Annotated in this window: 18 protein-coding genes; 13 read left to right on the top strand and 5 right to left on the bottom strand. The window is 59.4% G+C overall.

Annotated features, from left to right (window positions below; genetic code table 11):
* Positions 1-94: 94 nt before the first annotated feature.
* The 4 genes from FHX08_RS21930 to FHX08_RS21915 all read right to left on the bottom strand — a co-directional run bounded on the left by FHX08_RS21930 (position 95) and on the right by FHX08_RS21915 (position 4667).
* Positions 95-1294, bottom strand: coding sequence for a mandelate racemase/muconate lactonizing enzyme family protein (locus FHX08_RS21930; protein WP_132656686.1), 1200 nt, complete (start codon positions 1292-1294; stop codon positions 95-97).
* Between the two features lie 18 nt (positions 1295-1312).
* Entirely contained in the window at positions 1313-2674 is a 1362-nt protein-coding gene (locus tag FHX08_RS21925; RefSeq protein ID WP_132656685.1) for a mandelate racemase/muconate lactonizing enzyme family protein, read from the bottom strand.
* A gap of 65 nt (positions 2675-2739) precedes the next feature.
* The gene (locus FHX08_RS21920) at positions 2740-3906 is read right to left on the bottom strand and encodes a mandelate racemase/muconate lactonizing enzyme family protein (protein WP_132656684.1); all 1167 of its coding nucleotides are present in this window, start codon (positions 3904-3906) and stop codon (positions 2740-2742) included.
* Positions 3907-3956: 50 nt separating this feature from the next.
* Positions 3957-4667: a GntR family transcriptional regulator gene (locus FHX08_RS21915; RefSeq protein ID WP_132656683.1), complete on the bottom strand. Its 711-nt coding sequence runs from the start codon at positions 4665-4667 to the stop codon at positions 3957-3959.
* A 209-nt stretch (positions 4668-4876) separates the two neighbouring features.
* On the opposite strand from FHX08_RS21915, the gene FHX08_RS21910 reads away from it, so the two are divergent.
* The 6 genes from FHX08_RS21910 (at position 4877) to FHX08_RS21885 (ending at position 11348) form a co-directional block, all read left to right on the top strand.
* The gene (locus FHX08_RS21910; protein WP_132656682.1) at positions 4877-6355 is read left to right on the top strand and encodes a sugar ABC transporter substrate-binding protein; all 1479 of its coding nucleotides are present in this window, start codon (positions 4877-4879) and stop codon (positions 6353-6355) included.
* Between the two features lie 73 nt (positions 6356-6428).
* Entirely contained in the window at positions 6429-7388 is a 960-nt protein-coding gene (locus tag FHX08_RS21905; protein ID WP_132656681.1) for a carbohydrate ABC transporter permease, read from the top strand.
* Positions 7385-8275 carry a carbohydrate ABC transporter permease gene (locus tag FHX08_RS21900; protein ID WP_132656680.1) on the top strand — a complete coding sequence of 297 codons (891 nt, stop codon included), beginning with the start codon at positions 7385-7387 and terminating at the stop codon, positions 8273-8275. Before FHX08_RS21905 ends, FHX08_RS21900 begins: the two co-directional genes overlap by 4 nt.
* Positions 8276-8285: 10 nt before the next feature.
* A complete protein-coding gene (locus tag FHX08_RS21895; protein WP_132656679.1) occupies positions 8286-9383 on the top strand; it encodes an ABC transporter ATP-binding protein in 1098 nt (365 codons plus the stop codon).
* Between the two features lie 33 nt (positions 9384-9416).
* Positions 9417-10580, top strand: a complete 1164-nt coding sequence (locus tag FHX08_RS21890) for a mandelate racemase/muconate lactonizing enzyme family protein (protein WP_132656678.1) — start codon at positions 9417-9419, stop codon at positions 10578-10580.
* Positions 10581-10601: 21 nt separating this feature from the next.
* Positions 10602-11348 carry a ribonuclease activity regulator RraA gene (locus FHX08_RS21885; protein WP_132656677.1) on the top strand — a complete coding sequence of 249 codons (747 nt, stop codon included), beginning with the start codon at positions 10602-10604 and terminating at the stop codon, positions 11346-11348.
* A 171-nt stretch (positions 11349-11519) separates the two neighbouring features.
* Here the strand turns inward: FHX08_RS21885 and FHX08_RS21880 are convergent, their stop codons facing one another.
* Positions 11520-11813 (bottom strand): hypothetical protein, encoded by a 294-nt coding sequence (locus tag FHX08_RS21880; RefSeq protein WP_132656676.1) that lies wholly within the window; start codon positions 11811-11813, stop codon positions 11520-11522.
* Between the two features lie 329 nt (positions 11814-12142).
* Here FHX08_RS21880 and FHX08_RS21875 point away from each other — a divergent pair, with 329 nt between their 5' ends.
* From FHX08_RS21875 to FHX08_RS21845, 7 genes are read left to right on the top strand one after another with little or no spacing between them, the layout of a single operon-like run.
* A complete protein-coding gene (locus FHX08_RS21875; RefSeq protein ID WP_132656675.1) occupies positions 12143-13174 on the top strand; it encodes a LacI family DNA-binding transcriptional regulator in 1032 nt (343 codons plus the stop codon).
* A 28-nt stretch (positions 13175-13202) separates the two neighbouring features.
* Positions 13203-14804, top strand: a complete 1602-nt coding sequence (locus FHX08_RS21870) for an FAD-dependent oxidoreductase (protein ID WP_132656848.1) — start codon at positions 13203-13205, stop codon at positions 14802-14804.
* A gap of 40 nt (positions 14805-14844) precedes the next feature.
* Positions 14845-16116: an ABC transporter substrate-binding protein gene (locus tag FHX08_RS21865; RefSeq protein WP_132656674.1), complete on the top strand. Its 1272-nt coding sequence runs from the start codon at positions 14845-14847 to the stop codon at positions 16114-16116.
* An 11-nt stretch (positions 16117-16127) separates the two neighbouring features.
* A complete protein-coding gene (locus FHX08_RS21860) occupies positions 16128-17060 on the top strand; it encodes a carbohydrate ABC transporter permease (RefSeq protein WP_132656673.1) in 933 nt (310 codons plus the stop codon).
* Positions 17050-17892 carry a carbohydrate ABC transporter permease gene (locus FHX08_RS21855; RefSeq protein WP_132656672.1) on the top strand — a complete coding sequence of 281 codons (843 nt, stop codon included), beginning with the start codon at positions 17050-17052 and terminating at the stop codon, positions 17890-17892. Before FHX08_RS21860 ends, FHX08_RS21855 begins: the two co-directional genes overlap by 11 nt.
* Before the next feature lie 16 nt (positions 17893-17908).
* On the top strand, positions 17909-18961 hold the full coding sequence (locus FHX08_RS21850) for an ABC transporter ATP-binding protein (protein WP_132656671.1): 1053 nt from the start codon (positions 17909-17911) through the stop codon (positions 18959-18961).
* Between the two features lie 10 nt (positions 18962-18971).
* Entirely contained in the window at positions 18972-19664 is a 693-nt protein-coding gene (locus FHX08_RS21845) for a hypothetical protein (RefSeq protein ID WP_132656670.1), read from the top strand.
* Positions 19665-19671: the final 7 nt, after the last annotated feature.

Below are 19671 nucleotides of genomic sequence, written 5' to 3'. Positions count from 1 at the left end.
TACGTCGCGCCACTTGCCAGTCCCGGCGCTAACCGTTTCGACAAGCCCTAATACCCGGCGCTCGACAAGATAGACACGGCAGGTGGAGAAAGCTTCAGTCGAAAAAGTCCGCATCCTCTTCGCTAAGATATTTCCTGGCTCCTTCAGCGTCGATATCGAGGCCCAGCCCAGGCGCTTCCAATAGATCCACCATGCTGTCTTTCACGATCTGCCGCGGCAAGCCGATGACCAGATCCTCCCACCAGGGGTCAGAGGCGCTGGGATATTCGAACGCGACGTAATTTGCCGGCAATGTGGCGCAGACATTGATCAGTGCGCCGAGGCCCAGCAAACCGTTAGCGGTGCCATGCGGCGCCATCAGGATTGAGTGCATATAGGCGTGCTCGGCGACCCATTTGAGCTCGGCAATCCCGCCAATATCGGCTGGATCGGGACCGATGACGCGTACCGCCTGCGTCTCGATCAGTTCCTTGAAATTGTGCCGCAGATAGATCTGCTCACCAGTGTGGATCGGCGTCGAGGTGGAGGTTGTCAGTTCCCGATAGGCCTGCGGATTGACCCACGGCACGTAGTCGCCAGTCAGCATATCCTCGAGCCACATCAAATTGTACTTCTCGACCGCGCGAGCGAACTTGATCGCATCGGGCAGCATCCAGCCCGGGCCGCAGTCGAGCGCCAGGCTGACTTTGTCGCCCAGGACCTCCTTCATCGCGATCACACAATCGAGCATGTGATTGAAACCGCGCTCGCTGATCATGCCCTGATCCATGGCGCCGTGATAGCCGGCCTTCTTCTGCGTCACGCCGTAATGGAAGCCTTCGATAGTGTCCTTCATGTTGGAGTGGAACGAGATTCCTTGCTTGACCATGAAGAAGTTCTGCGGCTGCTCCATCATCCATTTGACGTCAGCGGCGTAATCCTCCGGCCGGTCGCCCGTACGTTTCTGGCGGATCGAGCCGTTGTAGACGCGCACCTTGTCCCGCACCTTGCCGCCGAGCAGCTTATAGACAGGCACGCCCGCGGCCTTGCCGGCAATATCCCACAGCGCATGCTCGATGGCGCTCACCGCCGCTCCATACGGCTTGAAAGAGCCGCGTTGGCGGATCTTCAGCATGACTCTCTCGACGTCGGTCGGGTCCTCGCCGAGCAGCGCCTCGCGGAAATGCAGCACGAAGGGCTTGAGGTAGGACTTGGTGAATTCGACTTCGCCCAAGCCATAGAGGCCCTCGTCCGTGACGATGCGGACGATCGGGTGTCTGCCGATAACGGCACAGCGCAGATCAGTGATCTTCATCTTCGTTCCTTTTTTGCTTCAGCTCCAGGTGCGATCCCAGGAATACTCGTCGTCCCAATGATCCGTAGGCCGCCAAATGCCGGTGACACCCGGTTGCAAATGCTGCGAGATCACCTCGTCAACGACATCGTCAATTCCCAGGCCCGGCTTGTCCGGAACGGTGATGAAGCCGTCCTTCACCAGCGGCTTCGGAAGGCCGGTGACGATATCGTCCCACCAGTCAACATCCGCCGAGTGGTATTCGAGCGCCATGAAATTCTCGGTCGCGGTCGCGACATGTGCGGCGGCCATGGCGGCGATTGGACTTTCTGCCATGTGAATCGCCATGGCGACACCATGGTCCTGCGCCATGTCGCCGATCTTCTTGGTCTCCAGGATGCCACCGCTGGTGAGCAGGTCAGGATGGATGACGGAGACGCCGCCGCTCTTGAGCAGCGGCTCGAAGCCCTCCTTGAGGTATATATCCTCGCCAGTGCAGATCGGCACGGTGGTGGCGTCCTGCAGTTGCCGGTATTGCTCGGTATACTGCCATGGGATCACATCCTCGAGCCAGGCTGGCACGTATTTTTCGATTCGCCTGGCGAGGCGAATGCCATTCTGCATCGATATATGACCGATATGGTCTATCGCGAGCGGCACATCCATGCCGATGACCTCTCGAACCTCGGCGATATATTGCTCGAGCAGGTCGAGGCCCTTGTCGGAAAAGTGCAGGCCGGTAAACGGGTGCGGGATGTTGTGCAGATCGTAGGCAGCGTTGCGGAGACGCCGCTCTTCATTGGTTTTGAGGGGCCCGCGACGGGGACTGTCGCGGTATCCTTCCAGTGAGCCGGCAGGAAACACGACCGCACCGGGCACATCCGCGATCTGCATCAGCCCCAGATCCATCTTGAGGAAAGTGAAGCCGAGCTCCATGCGCTGCTTAAGGCGCTTACCGGTCTCGGTACCACTCGGCACGGTGGCATCGGTATCGCAATAGACGCGCACTTTCTCCCGAAACCGGCCGCCGAGCATCTGGTAGATGGGCACGCCATAGGCCTTGCCGGCAAGATCCCACAACGCGATTTCAACTGCCGAAACGCCGCCGCCTTGCCGGCCGTGGCCGCCGAACTGCTTGATCCGGCGAAACAGGCGGTCGATGTCGCACGGGTTTTCGCCAAGCAAGCGGCTCTTCAGCATCAGCGCGTAAGTGGCGCTGGCACCGTCGCGCACCTCGCCAAGCCCGACGATGCCCTGGTTCGTGTAAATCTTGAGCAGGACGGAGGTGAACGGCGCGCCGACAATCTCGGCTACCCGCATGTCGGTAATGCGAAGATCGGACGGCTTGGAATGCGTGTTCACCCGATTGAGCGCCTCGTCGGCTCCATATGCCTCTGGCATGGCTTGTCCTTGTTCTGGTGGGTGCTCGTCGCCGCGCACGCTCGGGCGGCATGGAGCGTTGTTGGCTAGTCGAGTTCTATCTCGTGGTTTTGAAGGTAGTCGCGGTTCATTTCAACGCCGAGGCCAGGCTTGGACGTAAGCTTGAGGCTGCCGTTCGATATATCGAGCGGTCTGTCGATCAGGTGATCGTATTTGCCCAAATTCCACTCCGACGTTTCGAGTTTGTAGAAATTCGGAACGGTCATCATGACCTGTGCTCCCGCAACCACGTTGATCGGCCCTGCGGCGTCATGCGGCGAGACCGGGATGTAATAGGCTTCGCAGAGGGCAGAAATCTTCTTGAGTTCGGTAATGCCGCCGGTCCAGGTGACATCAGGCATGATGTAGTCGGCGAGCTTGTTTTCGAGCACCGGCACGAAATCCCACTTCGTGTGGCCGCGCTCGCCCCACGAGATGGCGGCGCTGACCTTCTCACGGACCTGTTTGAGAGCGTTGAGGCTTTCCGGTGGACACGGCTCCTCGAACCAGTCGATCTGACCGGCTTCCTCGAGGCTGCGACAAAGGCGAATGGCGGTGGGAACATCGAACCGGCCATGAGCATCGATGAGGATATCGACATCCGGGCCTGCCGTTTCGCGGATCAGAGCCGTGAGTTCGGCGGCTTCACGCTCATCCTTACGGGTCATAGTGCCATCGAGATAGCCGTCCCGCTGTTCGCGAGGCAGTCCATCGGCGGTGCGGCCCTGCTGGGGGAAGGGATCGAACTTGAGCGCAGTGTGGCCGGACTCGACGATGTCTCTGATTTCACGGACCACAGCCTCTTTGCTGGTAAACTTGCGCTGATTGGGATGGGTGTAGAGCGCGATTTCATCGCGTACCGGTCCGCCCAACAGCTCATAAATCGGCTTACCCAGGACTTTGCCGCGGATGTCCCAGAGGGCTATGTCAATGGCGCTTACGCATTCGACTGCGGCGCCGCGACTGCCCATGTAGGTGAAGCTGCGGAATATTTTGTGCCACAGATATTCGATACGCCCCGGGTCCTCGCCTGTCACAGCGGCACCGATTTGCCGTAGGATCGTGCAAAGGGCGCGATTGGCAAGCCTTGTCGTGGTAGTGATTTCTCCCCAGCCGCTCACCCCCTCGTCGGTCGTCACTTCGACGAACAGAAACTCTCCCCAATAAGAAGCATCGGATTTGATGAGCCACGGCCGAACGCTGGTGATTTTCATCTCAACTGTCCTATCTGAAGTGGTCGGGATAACGATATTCGAGGTGCAATCTATCCTGCCCGAGCGGCATTACGCGCACGCATGTGTTCGAGGATGTGCCTGCCTGAGCCCTCGACATGGCGTGCAATGAGTTCGCCAGCCTCGTGCGCATTTCCCGCCTTTACATGTGCGATGAGCTCGCGATGTTCGCTAAGGATCGCAGCACGCCGGGCGAGGGTGAAGTTGAAACGTCGGCTCACGGCTCGAAGTACTTCGCGATGCTTCCACCAAAGCTCGGCGGCGTGGCGGTTGTAGTGCTTCTGATACATGACGGTGTGGAAGGCCGTATCCAGCTCGCTGTGCCTGATCGTATCGGCGAAGTCGTTCTCTTCAATCAAGTCTTGGATGCGTTCGAGTTCAGCAATGTCCTCGGCGGTGGCCATATTGACGAACCATCGCGTCAGTGCCGGCTCGATCAAGACGCCTATCTCGTAAATGTCGCGGACAAAATCCTGATCTATGGGCCGGACGCGCGCTCCGCGGTTGGGAACGAAGGTGACAAAGCCCTCCCCGCGCAGCAGCTGCAGAGCCTCGCGCACAGGGTTGGTGGAGGTGCCGTGGCGCCGGGCGAGATCGGTGATAATGAGCCGTTCGTTGGCAGCGAGCCGCCCTTCGATGATGTCCTCCCTGATCAATTGATAAACCGAGGCGCCCTCGCTGGAGGCCCCGATAGCATCGATCCCGTCGGGTGGCTGCGCTCTAAAATCATCTGTCTCGGCCAAGATTGTCCCCAATCAATACACACATTGCTCGGATATCATGCAAGGCTGGCGTAAACAATGTACGATTTCTTTTATTGACAGGCAATCTGTGATCTGGAAACGTATGATAAGGTCGAAGGGATACATTAGAGGGGAAATCCCGCGACCGGGGAGCAAAGACCGCTCGCTCTGACGCAGAGCGGCATGGGAGAAAACCTGGGAGGTTACCTATGACGAGGATTTCACTCGGCAATGCCGTATTGCGTGGGACTGTATCCACCGCTTTGATGGTATCGTTGATGTCCGCATCGGCGCTGGGAGCGTCGCTCGACCTGAGCAAATGGTCGCCGCAATATGTGCGCTCAATTGCCGGCACGCAGGATTTTGACACGGCGGCCGATTGCGCCAAAGTCACGCCGCTCGACTACAAGGGGCGACTGACATTCTGGTATCAGGGTGTGTTCGAGGGCGATCCCGACCTCCTGCGCCAGTATTACAAGGACTTCTTCGCGACCTTCCGCAAAACCTATCCAAACATCCAGCTTGAGGAACAGGCCCTCACCTATAACGACCTGCTGGACAAGTTCCGGACCGCCCTTCTTGGCAATGCTGCGCCCATGGCGGTCCGCCTGCAGATCCTGGGCGGCACCGAATTCGCCTCAAAGGGCTATCTGCAGCCACTCAAACCCGAGGATGTAGGGTATTCGACCGAGGATTTCTGGCCTGGCGCAATGAAGGCTGTAACCTGGAAGGGGGTGACCTACGGCATCCCCACCAACAATGAGACGATGGCCTTCATCTGGAACGCTGACATCTTCAAGCGCGCAGGCCTCGATCCGGACAAGGCTCCGGCAACATGGGACGACGTCGTCAAATATTCCAAGCAGATCCACGACAAGCTCGGCATTGCCGGTTACGGCCTCGTGGCTCGCAAGAATGCCGGCAATACGCCGTACCGCTTCATGCCGCAGCTGTGGGCCTATGGCGGCGGCGTCTTCGATGAAGCCGCTGCCAACCCGACCTATCAGGAAGTCGAGCTCAATAGTCCGCAGAGCAAGGCGGCATTACAAGCCTCCTACGATATGTATGTTCGCGACAAGTCGGTTCCGGTTTCGGCGCTCACCAACCAGCAGGCCGACAACCAGCCCCTCTTCCTCGCCGGCCAGCTCGGCATGATGATCTCGCATCCGTCCGACTACAACGTCATGCTCGACCTGCAGAAGAAGGCGACGGATACAGACAAGGTGAAAGCACAGACCGTCATCGACAACATGCGCTATGGCCTCATTCCGACCGGCCCCGACGGAAAGCGTGCCGTCGTGTTTGGCGGCTCCAACATTCACATCCTGAAGCCCGAATATGTCGAGGGCGGCAAGGTAGACGAGCCGGCTGCAAAGGCTATGGTCTGCATGTGGACGAGCCCCGAATGGTCGCTGAAGATGGCCTATGCCGGCTCGAACCCGGGAAACCTTAACGGCTTCAAGACCAAATGGATGAAAGAACGGCTTGATAGTATCAAGTTCCTTGATGTCACTACGTCGATGCTGCCATACGGCATCCCGTTCCCGGCGCTGCCACAGTCCCCCGAGATCATGAACATCATCATCCCGGACATGCTGCAGAATGCTCTGACAGGAGCCATGACCGTCGACCAAGCCGCGGACGACGCAGCCAAGAAGGTAAAAAGCCTGATGGACGGCGGACTCTAGTCCAGGCCTGACGATCTGACCGGCTGCGCCTCGATAGCAGCCGGTTTCTTCCGAAGAACAAGGGCAGGGTACAGTGACGATCTTGACTGGGAAGGCCGAGGCTCGCCGAAGACTGCAACCCGATGGGTTCGGCACGCTACGAAAGATTTGGGAGCATCGCGCTGACTACGCGTACGTGCTTCCTGCGATCGCCGTGATGCTCATCGTCATTGCCTACCCTATCTACTACACGATCGAGCTATCTTTCTTTAATACACCACCTGGCCTGCAGCTCCGGGACAAGATTTTCGTCGGCTTCGACAATTACGTCGCCATCCTCACAAGTCCGGTGTTCTGGACGGTCACCTCGAACACTCTTATCTGGACACTGGGATCCACGTTCATCTCATTTGTCCTCGGGTTTGCCAGCGCTCTGGCGCTCCATCGCGACTTTCTCGGCCGTGGCATCCTGCGCGCCGTCCTGATCATTCCCTGGGTCATTAGCGCAGTCGCCGCTTCCTATATCTGGAAGTGGATCTACCATTCGGACTTCGGGATCATTGGCGCGGTGTTGGTCGGCCTCGGATGGGCCGACCGGCCGCCGAATTTCATCGACAGTGTCAGCACGGTGCTGCCCTCGCTGATCGTCGTCAATATCTGGCGAGAGTTTCCGTTTGCCATGATCATGATGATGGCTGGCCTGCAAACGGTTCCCGACCAGTTGCTGCGCGCCGCCAAAGTCGACGGAGCCAATGCATGGCAGCGGTTCTGGCACGTTACCTTTCCGCACCTGAGAAACGTCTCGACGGTGACGATCCTTCTCTTGGCAGTGGCCAACTTCAATTCTTTCATCATCCCCTGGATCATGACCGGCGGCGGACCGTCGAACGCGTCGCATATCTGGATCACCCACATCTATGAACTCGCCTTCGGCCGCCAGCGCTGGGGGGTGGCAGCCGCCTATTCGGTGCTCTTGTTCCTGATCCTGATGTCGCTCGGCTACTTCTACGTCCGTGCCCTGACCGGCAACGAGCAGAAGGAGGGGAGCGAATGAGCACGATTGCCGGGACTGCCGATCGTGACCAGGCGCCTCGCCGCATACGCATCGATGGATGGCGGTGGGGCGGACGCATCTTCCTTGTGTTCATGCTGCTTTACACCGCGTTACCGATGGTCTGGATGCTGAGCACCTCGATCAAGTCCGGCTTTGCGGCCATGCAATTCCCGCCGCAATTGTGGCCGGACCAACCCACGCTCGCCAGCTACCAGAAGCTGCTCGATCCGCAAAACAGTGTCGGCCAGGACTTCCTGCGCTTCTTCTGGAATAGCCTTTTCGTCTCCACAGCCACGACCATCCTTTCGGTGATCGTGGCAGTTCCTGCGGCCTACGCGTTTTCCCGCTTCACCTTTCCGGGCCGGAACTTTCTGTTCTTCGCGGTCTTGCTTCGGAACATGTTCCCGGCAGTGATCTTTCTCGTGCCGCTCTTCATCCTGATGCGCGCGATCGGGCTGGTGAACACGCATGGGTCGCTCATCCTCACCTACCTTACATTCGGCCTGCCGCTGGCAATCTGGCTCCTCAAGGGTTTCTACGACAACATTCCGGTGCAACTCGAGCAGGCGGCGCGCATCGACGGGGCGACGCGGTTCCAGGCCTTCGTCCTGATCGTGATGCCGCTCTCGGCGCCAGGTATCATCGCCACGGCGATCTATTCCTTCATCGGCGCATGGAACGAATATATCTACGCCTACACCTTCCTCTCCAAGAACGAGCAATTGACATTGCCGGTCGGCATCCAGCGCTTCTTCTCGGAAAATACAACGGACTTTCCGGGTCTGATGGCGGCCAGCTTCATGATGAGCGTGCCCGTCGTGGTCCTGTTCCTCGTCCTGCAACGATACTTCGTACGGGCGCTTACGGAAGGCGCAGTCAAGCACTAGGGGAGTTGCCGTGGCCCACGTGGTCCTCAAAAATCTGGTCAAGACCTATGGCAGCTTCAAAGCTGTCAACGACGTTTCGCTGACGGTCAACGACGGCGAATTTGTAGCGCTCGTCGGCCCTTCAGGCTGCGGCAAGACAACCACACTCAATCTTGTGGCGGGGCTCATCCCCACCACATCTGGCGACATCGTCATCGGAGACCGGGTGGTCAACGATCTCGACCCCAAGGACCGGGACATCGCAATGGTGTTCCAGAACTATGCGCTCTATCCGCAGAAATCGGTCTACAAAAATCTGGCGTTCCCGCTGCAGATGCGCAAACTGCCTAGGGACGAGATCGACAAGAAGGTCAAGGAAGCAGCGCGCGTGCTCGACATGACGCAGCTGCTCGAGCGCAAGCCACGCGAACTTTCGGGCGGTCAACAGCAGCGCGTGGCTCTCGGCCGTGCCCTCGTTCGCGATCCTGCAGTCTTCCTGATGGATGAACCGCTCTCCAACCTCGACGCAAAGCTGCGCGTGCAGATGCGGTCGGAGATCAAGCGTTTCCACCAGGACCTCAAGGCAACGATCATCTACGTGACGCACGACCAGCTCGAAGCCGTAACCATGGCCGACAGGATGGCGGTGATGAATGGCGGCTACCTGCAGCAATACGATTCACCGGCGCAGGTCTTTGCCCACCCCGTGAATATGTTCGTCGCCAGCTTCGTCGGCAGCCCGGCGATGAGCCTTGTTCCGCTGGAGGCATCAACGGCAGACGGCAGCAATGTGCTGACCAGCGCAGAGGGCTGGCGCCTCGAGCTCTCGCCACACAACGCTCGGAAGGTCGCGAGGGCAACAACCAGGAAAGTCGTGCTCGGCGCGCGTCACTCGACGATCAAGCTGCACAAGAGCGCGGTGCCTGGAAGCGTTCCAGCCAAGGCCTATACGGTGGAGCCGACCGGAGACGTCACCTTCGTACAGGCGTTCCTATCCGGCGCCATCGTCAATGTCAGCGTGCCGCCGACCATTGCCGTCGCGCCGGACGAACAGATTTGGCTCGAATTCGATCAGGAGCGGATGCATCTGTTCGACGGCGAAACTGAAATGGCCCTCAAGGCCAGCTGAGATCCAGCGGATGCGTGCAAAACGAGGGCGTGGATGACGTCGAAGCTTAAGATCACCGCGATCAAGCCCTATCCAGTATGGGTGGGGACGCGCAACCAGATGCTGGTCAAGGTGGAGACAGACAGCGGCATTTTCGGCTGGGGCGAGAGCGGCTTGAGCGGCCGCGAGAAGGCCGTGGCCGGCGCGATCGAGCACTATCGCGAGTTTCTCATCGGCCGTGACCCGATGCAGATTGGCCGGATCTGGCAAGAGATTTATCGCAGCCAATATTTCGAAGGCGGGCGTGTTCTGCAGGCGGCGATTTCCGCCATCGACATTGCCCTTCACGACATCAAGGGCAAGGCGCTAGGAGTGCCGGCCTACGACCTGTTGGGCGGCAAGCAGCGCGACCGCATTCCCACCTTCGCCTCGACGGGTGACGAGGCCGAGGGCGATGTCGCCATCGAACGAGCTCGCGAACTGCGCGCACAAGGATGGCAGGCGATCCGCTTCTTCCCTATCGGTCAGAACAGCAAGGACGTGTTTGAGCCGCGAGAGTCGATCGGCGCGACCGCAACCATGCTGAACAAGGCGCGGGAGGCGCTGGGCGACGACGTCGTTCTCGGCATCGACTATCATCATCGCCTGTCGGTGGCAGAGGCGGCGAGTTTCTGTAACAAACTCAGCCGTGGCGTGCTTGATTTCCTCGAGGAGCCGATACGAGACGAGACGCCCCAGGCCTACGAATCCCTGCGCACGATGACCGACATCCCGTTCGCCATCGGCGAGGAATTTGCCAGCAAGTGGCAATTTCTGCCCTACATCGAGCGTGGCATCCATCAATTCAACCGGCTCGATATTTGCAATGTTGGCGGGCTCACCGAAGCGATGAAAGTCGCTGGCTGGAGCGAGGCGCACTATGTGGACCTGATGCCGCACAATCCCCTCGGCCCGGTCTGCACGGCCGCGACAATCCATTTCGCCGCCGCGGTAGCGAATTTCGCCTGGCTCGAGACCAGGGCGCCCGAAGCAAAGCTCGGCTTCGATAATTCCGACTTCTTCCCCGTGCAGCCACGCCTCGACGGTCCCGACTATCCGGTCAGTGACCTGCCGGGGCTTGGCGTCGAGGTCAACGAAGAGGCGGTCAAGGCGGAGAGCTTTCGTTTCTGGGAAGCGCCTCACCTGAAACGCCGCGACGGTTCTGTCACAAACTGGTAGTTACATCCACCGGAGCCTAAAATGACGCATACGCCCGACATTACACGACCGCCCAAAGAACTGATCGACGCTTTGAAGGAAATCGGCGCCGCGACGGTCTCCGGCACGCTTGGCCACATGGGCTTCCGCAATCCGCACATGGTCGGTCCCGTGCCGCAGAATCGTGGAAAGTCGATCGTCGGGCCGGCCCTGACACTACAATTCATGCCGCAGCGACCGGACCTCTTCACCGAGGGGGAATATGCCAATCCGGAGACGCAGTTGCATCGCCATGTGCTTTATCACGCGCAGGAGGGCGACGTTGTCGTTGTCGACGCGCGCGGCGACATGAGCTCGGGCGTCTTCGGCGATATGATGTCGACCTATTTCAAGGGCAGAGGCGGCGCAGGCATCGTGATCGATGGGTGCATGCGCGATCGGCCCAATGTCGAGAAGCTGGATCTCCCTCTGTGGCTGCGCGGCTGGACGCCCAACTATCATGTGCAGACCGGCATCTATCCCAACGCCGTCAACGTCCCCATTGCCTGCGGCGGTGTCACCGTGATCCCTGGAGACATTATCGTCGCCGACGATGATGGGGTGGTCGTCGTTCCAGTCGCAATGGCCTCGAAGGTAATCGAGGAATCGCAAAAGCATCACGAGTGGGAGGAGTTCTCGCGAGCGAAGCTTATGGAGGGTGGATCGTTGCAGCGCTACTATCCGCTGCATAACGATGCCCGTGGAGAATACGAAGAGTGGCGTAAAGCAAACCGCTTGGGAACAACTTAGCCAGATCGCCCAAGGCGGGTGAATTTTCCGGATATGGCCGGCGTTCATGGGGGTTCCGAGGCATGACCGCCGCCGCGTTCGTAAGGATACCGCGCCTTGCAGGTTGGAATATCCAGAGTTGGCTATCTTGCCCAGGAGTCGACGGATGTCGCGACCGAAAACCAGGAATTTTTAAGAGAACCGATTAAAAAGGCGCCGAAACAGGCTCCGCTTGACGACGACTTGCGGTTCTTCGAGGACCGTCTCCTTGGGCAAAGACAGCAAATCGGCAGCTCGATCACTCAGCGACGCAACATCAACACCTTCCGCCGAAAGCTCCACCCAGATCGCTGCGCCATCCGGTCCAACGACCTCGTATCTATGGACTCGAGCGTGAAGGATAAGCTGACGAGCTTTCAATGCAGCGGTTTCGGCATCTTCAGCTTCTACGAGTACTGGGTGCGGCGTGATCTTGAAATAGGACATCCGCCTCTTCTACGAGTGTTTGCAGCTCGGCTTCAAGTGCAGGCGTAAGCTGTCATTCGTCCTTCAGATGCGCTGGTCATCTTGGTAGGCCCTGCGGGCGCCGACTGTGAGTTGTCAGATACGGCCACGACGCGCTTGCCATCGGCAAGCGGCGATGCCTCCAACACTGGAATGCGAGGTCAGATGCGAAATCCTCTGTGCTTTCAGACGTTCTGGTGACGTCATCAATCGTCTCACATTTCGCCCTTGACAGTCACACCGTAGATACTGTTTATACGCATTAGCTGCTAATACGCATTAGCAATCAAAGGAAGATGGGGGAAGTATCCGTGGCAGGCACTAAGCGCTTGACGCAGCATGATATTGCGAAACTAGCCGGCGTCAGCCAGGCAACAGTTTCGCTTGTGCTAAACGGTGCACCGACGGCCTTGGCGCGCATTCCCGAGGAGACGCGCGAGCGCGTCCAGGAGGTCATTCGCAAGACGGGATATGTCGCCGATCCAATCGCTCGTCGGATGGCCAAGGGTCTCAATCGCATTCTCGGTGTTTTCACCTACGAGCCGGCCTTTCCGAGCGAGCAGGCGGACTTCTTTGCGCCTTTCCTGCTTGGTATCGAGGAAGAGGCACAAGTGCAGAATTACGACCTGCTCCTCCTGACCGGCGCCGGTGTCGGCCGTGAGCGCAAGATCTTTGCCGACGGCAACCGGCTGCGCATCGCCGATGGCTGCCTCGTCCTCGGTCGTGAATTCGATCGGGCCGAACTCAAGCGGCTTGTAACGGGCGATTACCCATTCGTGGCGATCGGCCGACGTGAGGACGCTGGCGGGCCTGTTCCTTACGTCGGCGGCGATTACGCTAGCGCCACGCGGACCTTGGTCGAAAAGGCGTTCGCACTCGGACATGAGCGGCTTGCCTTCATCGGTCCAAGCGGATCAGCCGAGTCCATCGTCGATCGCTGGCGCGGTTTTTCGCACGCGATAACGGGAAGAGTGGAACTGGTTTTGCACGTGGACGAGGTCGGCCGGAGCGCCGTCGAGACACTCGATGCGATTGTCGCAAGCAGCGCGACGGCAGTGTTCTTCGTCGAATTGGCCGATGCGGTGCGTGTCGAGGCGGCCGCACGCGAACGCGGCCTGTCCATTCCTGGCGATTTCTCGGCCGTGGTGCTCGGCAGCCATGTCCGGGCAGAGCGCAGCCACGTGCAGTTCACCTCGTTCAACATTCCGCGTGAGGAAATGGGGCGGCAAGCGACCGCGATGCTGGTGCGCCGCATCGAGGGTGCCGCGCCCGTCGAACAAATTCTTCTGACCTGCGAACCCGTCGAGGGCCAAACCCTCGGACCAGCAAAGAAACGGACCTGAAAACGTGACAGACATGGCAGCAAAAGAGATGCGTGCAGATATTCTGGTGGTGGGCGGCGGCCTCGGCGGCGTTGCGGCTGCGCTCGGCGCCTGCAGAGCCGGCAAGAGCGTCATCATGACCGAGGAATTCGACTGGATCGGCGGTCAATCGACGAGCCAGGCCGTGCCTTCTGACGAGCATACCTGGGTCGAGCAATTCGGTATCACGCGCTCCTATCGCCGCCTGCGCAATGGCGTGCGGCAATATTATCGCGACAATTATCCGCTGACTGAGGGCGCCCGCGCCTGGAGCGATCTCAATCCTGGCGGCGGCTGGGTGAGCCGCATCTGCGCCGAGCCGCGCGTCACCTTGGCGGTGATGGAGGCGATGCTGATGCCCTATCGCGGCGCCGGCAGACTAATGGTGCTGCAGCCCTACCGTCCAGTCTCGGCAGACGTCGAAGGTGACAGCGTGCGCTCCATCACTGTGCGTCATCGCGATAGCGACCGCGAGATCGTCATTTCGGCCTCCTACATTCTTGACGCCACCGAACTCGGCGACCTGCTGCCGATGACCGGCACCGACTATGTCAAAGGCTTCGAGGCGCAGTCCGACACCGGCGAACCGAGCGCCCCTTCCGAAGCCCAGCCGGACAATGTCCAGGCGGTCTCGGTCTGCTTTGCCGTCGATTGCGTTGACGGCGACCAGACGATCGACAAGCCTGACAATTATGACTACTGGCGCAAGTATCAGCCACATTTCTGGGGTGGTCCGCTGCTCGGTTTCACTGCGCCGCACCCTCGCACGCTGGAATTCACCACGCGCAGCTTCACGCCTAATGTCGATGACAACCCGCTGCTTGTCGATGCCGACCAACGCAAGGGCGGCGGTGATGAAAATCTCTGGCTCTTCCGCCGCATCGCGGCGCGGGGCAATTTTCAGCCTGGCTTCTACCAGTCCGACATCTGCTTCGTGAACTGGCCGATGATCGATTACATGGACGGAACCATCATCGACGTGTCCGAGGAAGACAAGGCGCGGCATCTGAAATCGGCGGCCGATCTTTCCTATTCCGTCTTCTATTGGCTGCAGACCGAAGCGCCACGCATCGATGGTGGGCAGGGTTACAAGGGCTTGCGGCTTCGCGGCGATATCACCGGCACAGAGCACGGCCTCGCCATGGCGCCCTATATCCGTGAAAGCCGCCGCATCAAGCCGGTCACCCGTATCACCGAACAGGATCTCTCCTATGCGGTGCGCGGCGACAAGGGCGCGGTCAGCTATCGCGACAGCATCGGCATCGGCATGTACCGCATCGACCTGCACCCCTCGACTGGCGGCGACAACTATATCGATGTGCCATCCTGCCCCTTCGAGATCCCGCTTGGCGCCCTGCTGCCGCAGCGCATGACGAACCTGATTGCGGCCGGCAAGAATATCGGCACCACCCACATCACCAATGGCTGCTACCGCCTGCACCCGGTCGAATGGAACATCGGCGAAGCGGCCGGCATGCTGGCCGCCCACTGCCTCGACAAGGGGCTCAAGCCTCATCAGGTCCAGGAAAACAACGCGCATCTCCACGATTTTCAGAAGGAACTCGTCCGGGAAGGCATCGAGATCCGCTGGCCGGTCATCTCCGCCTACTGAGGCGTCATCAGCATAACCAAACTTTGGAGGAGGAACGGGAATGAACAGGAACAGAAGACTGAAATCGGCAATGGCGGCACTTGCACTGACGGTGCCGCTCGCCTGGAGCGGTATCGTCAGTGCTGAAGACGCCGTCAACCTGCGCATGACCATCTGGAGCGCAGCAGAACCGCATCTGAAGCTTTTCAACGAGATCGCGGCCAACTTCAAGAAAGATCATCCGAACGTCACCGTGACCTTCGAGTCGCTGCCGTTCGACACCTATACGACGGCGCTCACCACCCAGATCGCCGGCGGCAATGCGCCTGACATGGCCTGGATCTTCGAAACGGCCGCCTATGACTTCGTCAATTCCGGCGCGCTCTATCCGCTCACCGACACGCTTAAGGCAGCACCGGGTTACAATCTCGACGAAGTGAGCACGACGGCGACCGAGCGCTGGCAGAAGGACGGCACGCTCTATGCCTACCCCTTCTCCACCTCGCCCTTCGGCGTTTTCGTCAACAATGACGTGATCAAGGCAGCTGGCGCCAAGACGCCCGCCGAAATGATCGCTACCGGCGAATGGACCTGGGACAACGCGATTGCAACAGCTTCCGCCGTCGGCAAGACTGGCAAGGGCGGCCTGATCGTCCGCGACTTCAACTATCAGATGTGGCAGAACCTCGCATCGATCTGGAACGGCTTTGGTGCTGCACCCTGGAGCGCCGACGGTAAGACCTGCACGATGACCGAAAAGCCGATGGTCGATGCGGTCAACTTCATCCATGACGCGATCTTCGACAAGAAGGCGATGCCCGGCCCTGGCGAAAATGTCGATTTCTTCGCCGGCAATGCTGCCATGACCATCACCCAGATCAGCCGCGCATCGCTCCTGCCGAAGGAGAAGCCCTTCTCCTGGGATCTGGTGCCGCTGCCCAAGGGACCTGCTGGCGATTATGCGCTGATCGGCCAGGCCGGTATCGGCGTCATGCAATCGGGGAAGAACGCCAAGACAGCCGCGGAATTCGTCGCCTATATGACAAACCCGGAAAACTCGGCCAAGCTCAGCCAGTTCTTCCCCTCTGCCCGCAAATCGCTGCTCAACGCGGAAGTGCTGAAGAAGACCAATCCGCTGCTCAGCCAGGAGCAGATCGATAAGGTCGTCATTGCCGGCATTGCGACCGGCAAGGTGATCCCTGGCCATACAGGCTTTGCCCAGATCCAGCAGACCGTACGCTCCGGCCTTGACGCCGTCTGGCGCCCGGATGCCGATGTTGCCGGCACGCTCAAGACGGTCTGCGGTCAGATCGGCCCGCTGCTCAAGCGCTGAGGAGACAAAGGATGGCTGTCGCACAAGACAACGCAACACCGGAGGGCCGGTCCTCGTCGCCGTTCTGGACGGTTGCGCGGCGCGACAGCCTTGCCGGCTTCCTGTTCATCGCTCCGCAGCTGATCGGCATAATCATCTTCGTGCTGGTCCCGCTCGGTCTCGTCTTTTGGTATTCGCTGCACGAGTGGAACGTGCTCGCCAATACGTTCACCTATACGGGCGCGCAGAACTACCAGATGCTCATCGAGGACCCGAACCTGGTGCAGGTGCTGGGCTCGACCGCGATCTTCTCCGCCGGGCTCGTGGTACTCAACCTGTCGCTAGCCTTGTTGCTCGCGGTCCTGTTGAACCAGAAGCTTGCAGGCATTACCATCTTCCGGACGCTGTTCTTCTCGCCGGTGGTCGTGTCGCTTGTGGCCTGGACGATCGTCTGGGGATTCCTGTTACAGAAGAATGGCGGCATCAACGGCATGCTACAGCTTTTCGGGGTCGAGGGACCGAACTGGCTGCGCAGTGAAACCACAGCGATGATCTCGGTCATCATCGTCCAGGTGTTCAAGAATGTCGGCCTCAACATGATCCTGTTTCTCGCGGCCCTCCAGGGCGTACCGAACGAACTCTACGAGGCGGCCCGCATCGATGGTGCTCCGCGCTTCAAACAGTTCCGCCGCATCACCCTGCCGCTGATCAGCCCGACCATCCTCCTGACGTCGATCATCACCATCGTCGGATCGCTGCAGGTCTTCGCGCAGATCGCAGTGTTGACGCAGGGCGGGCCAGGCCTCTCGACGACGGTGCTCGTCTACTATCTCTACCAGCAGGCCTTCCAGTTCCATTTCTTCGGCTACGGTTCGACATTGTCGATCCTGCTCTTCCTGATCGTCGCGCTACTGACCTTCGCCCAGTGGCAATTGCGCAAGAGGATCGTATTTTATGAAAGCTGAGATCTCTCCGCGCATGAAGGTTTTTCTTTACGGGCTGATGTGCGTGCTGCTCATCCCCTTCGTCTTCCCGACCTGGTGGATGGTCACCTCCTCCGTGAAGCCGATCAGCGATATTTTCGCCTTCCCGCCGCAGATCGTGCCGCAGAGCTATGACTGGACGACCTATAGCAAGGTCTTTGAGCTGCAGCCGTTCGTGACGCAATACTGGAATTCTGCCTATATCGCCGCCATCGTAACGATCGGCACGATGATCGTCTCATCGATGGCCGGCTACGCGTTTGCTCGTATCAAGTTTCCCTTCGCCAACACGATCTTCATGATCGTGCTGCTCGGGCTATTGATCCCTTCGGAAGTGACGATCGTGCCGCTCTTCCAGATGTTCCTGAAGGCCGGCATGGTCAACACGCATTGGCCACTGATCCTGGTGCCGATCTTTGGTGCGCCGAGCGTCTTTGCCACATTCGTCATGCGGCAGTTTTTCGTCACGCTGCCGGCCGAGCTGGAAGAGGCGGCACGCGTCGACGGCCTTGGACGTTTCAAGATCTTCCGCAAAATCGCTCTGCCGCTTGCAAGGCCGGCGCTGGCTTCGGTGGCGATCTTCACCTTCCTGCATTCCTGGAACCTCTACCTGGAGCCGATCGTGTTCCTGTCGAGCGCGGACAAGTTCACTCTGCCCCAGGCGCTTACCCAATATACCGATGCCTATGGCGGGCCGATGTGGAACATCCAGCTCGCTGCCGCAACGCTGACGGCACTACCCGTCCTCATCGTCTTCATCATCGCGCAGAAGCATTTCGTCGAAGGGCTCGCGCATACCGGCCTCAAGGGCTGAAGAACCGGATTTTCCAATGGCTGAAGTTACCCTTTCCCGCGTCCGCAAGAGCTATGGTGCTCTCGACATCATCCACGGCGCCGATCTCGGGATCCGTGACGGCGAATTCGTCGTGTTGGTCGGTCCATCCGGCTGCGGCAAGTCCACGCTGCTTCGGATGATTGCCGGGCTCGAGACGATTACCGGCGGGACGATCCAGATCGGCGGCCGAGTGGTCAACGATCTTGATCCCAAGGATCGCGACATCGCCATGGTTTTCCAGAACTACGCGCTCTATCCGCATATGACGGTTGCGACCAATATGGGTTTCTCGCTCGAGCATCGCGGCACCAGCAAGACAGAGATCACCGAACGCGTGAATTGGGCGGCTGACATCCTTGGCCTGTCCCATCTTCTCGATCGCTATCCGCGCCAGCTCTCCGGCGGCCAGCGCCAGCGTGTCGCGATGGGCCGTGCGATCGTTCGCAATCCGCAGGTCTTCCTTTTCGACGAACCATTGTCGAACCTCGACGCCAAGCTACGCGTCGTCATGCGTGGCGAGATCAAGAGCCTGCATCAGAAGCTCAAGACAACGACGATCTACGTCACCCATGACCAGGTCGAGGCTATGACCATGGCCGACAAGATCGTCGTGCTGAATGCAGGGCGGGTGGAGCAGATTGGGGCGCCGCTCGATCTCTACGACCGCCCGGCCAATCAGTTTGTGGCCGGCTTCATCGGATCGCCATCCATGAATTTCCTGAACGGCACAATCACCGACAAAGGCTTTGCGGCACCCGGCATCGTCCTGCCGTTGCCGCAAACCGCACCTGGACTGGAAGAGCGTAAGGCTGTTTACGGTATCCGGCCGGAACATTTCGCACTCGATGACGCTGGCGTGCCGGCGGAGATCGTCCTGGTCGAACCGATGGGCTCGGAAACCCAAGTGACGATGAGGCTCGGCAAAACGCAGGTGACCGGCGTCTTTCGCGAACGTGTCTCGCTCTCTTCCGGCGCGACAATACGCGTTCGCCCGGAGCTTTCTAATATCCACCTCTTCGCCGCCGATGGTGGCCAGCGTCTGAACTGAGGCCGTTCCCATGCCGACCTATCCGGAAACCAGGCTTACCAGGGCACTACGAAACGGCGAATTTCCTGTCATCGTGTCGCTTGCGCGTCATGATCTCGAGCTCGCCAAGGCGGCCATCGAGGCGGGTGCATTTGCGATCAAGGTCCATCTCAACGCCTATCATCGCGCCACTGGCACGACCTTCGGCAGTTTTACCGAGGAACGGCCGTTCTTCGAGGAACTTGCGACGCTTGGCGTTCCACTTCTCGTCATGGCCGGGCAGGAAAATGTTCCGAGTCCACAGGAGATGGACGCGCTCGCCGATCTCGGCTTCGAGGGCTTCAATCTCTATTTCAGCGATATGCAGCCGCATCTGCTACAGTCGAAGCTGCGGCCCATTCCCGCGCTTGGAGAGGCGAGCACAGATGATGATTTGCGGCGGATTCTTGCCATTCCCGGCGCCATGATGGAGGCTTCGGTGGCTTCCTTTGCCGATTACGGAAAGCTGCTCGACGAGACCGATCTCTCCCGCTACCGGGCGATCGCGAGCAAGGCGGGCATACCGGTCATCGCCCCAAGCCAAAAGAGGTTTGTGCCGGATGATATGACGAAGCTGAGGGATGCAGGTATCGCAGCTCCTCTTCTTGGCGTCATCGTCACCGGCACGACGCCGGAGAGCATGAGAGCGGCAGTACAGCCGATCGTCGCTGCGACCAGGCACTGAAACTCAC

It is taken from the genome of Rhizobium sp. BK529, from assembly GCF_014194105.1.
Classification (GTDB): Bacteria; Pseudomonadota; Alphaproteobacteria; order Rhizobiales; family Rhizobiaceae; genus Rhizobium.
Note: the sequence above shows the minus strand (reverse complement) of the source record. Positions and strands in the feature narration are given on the sequence as shown.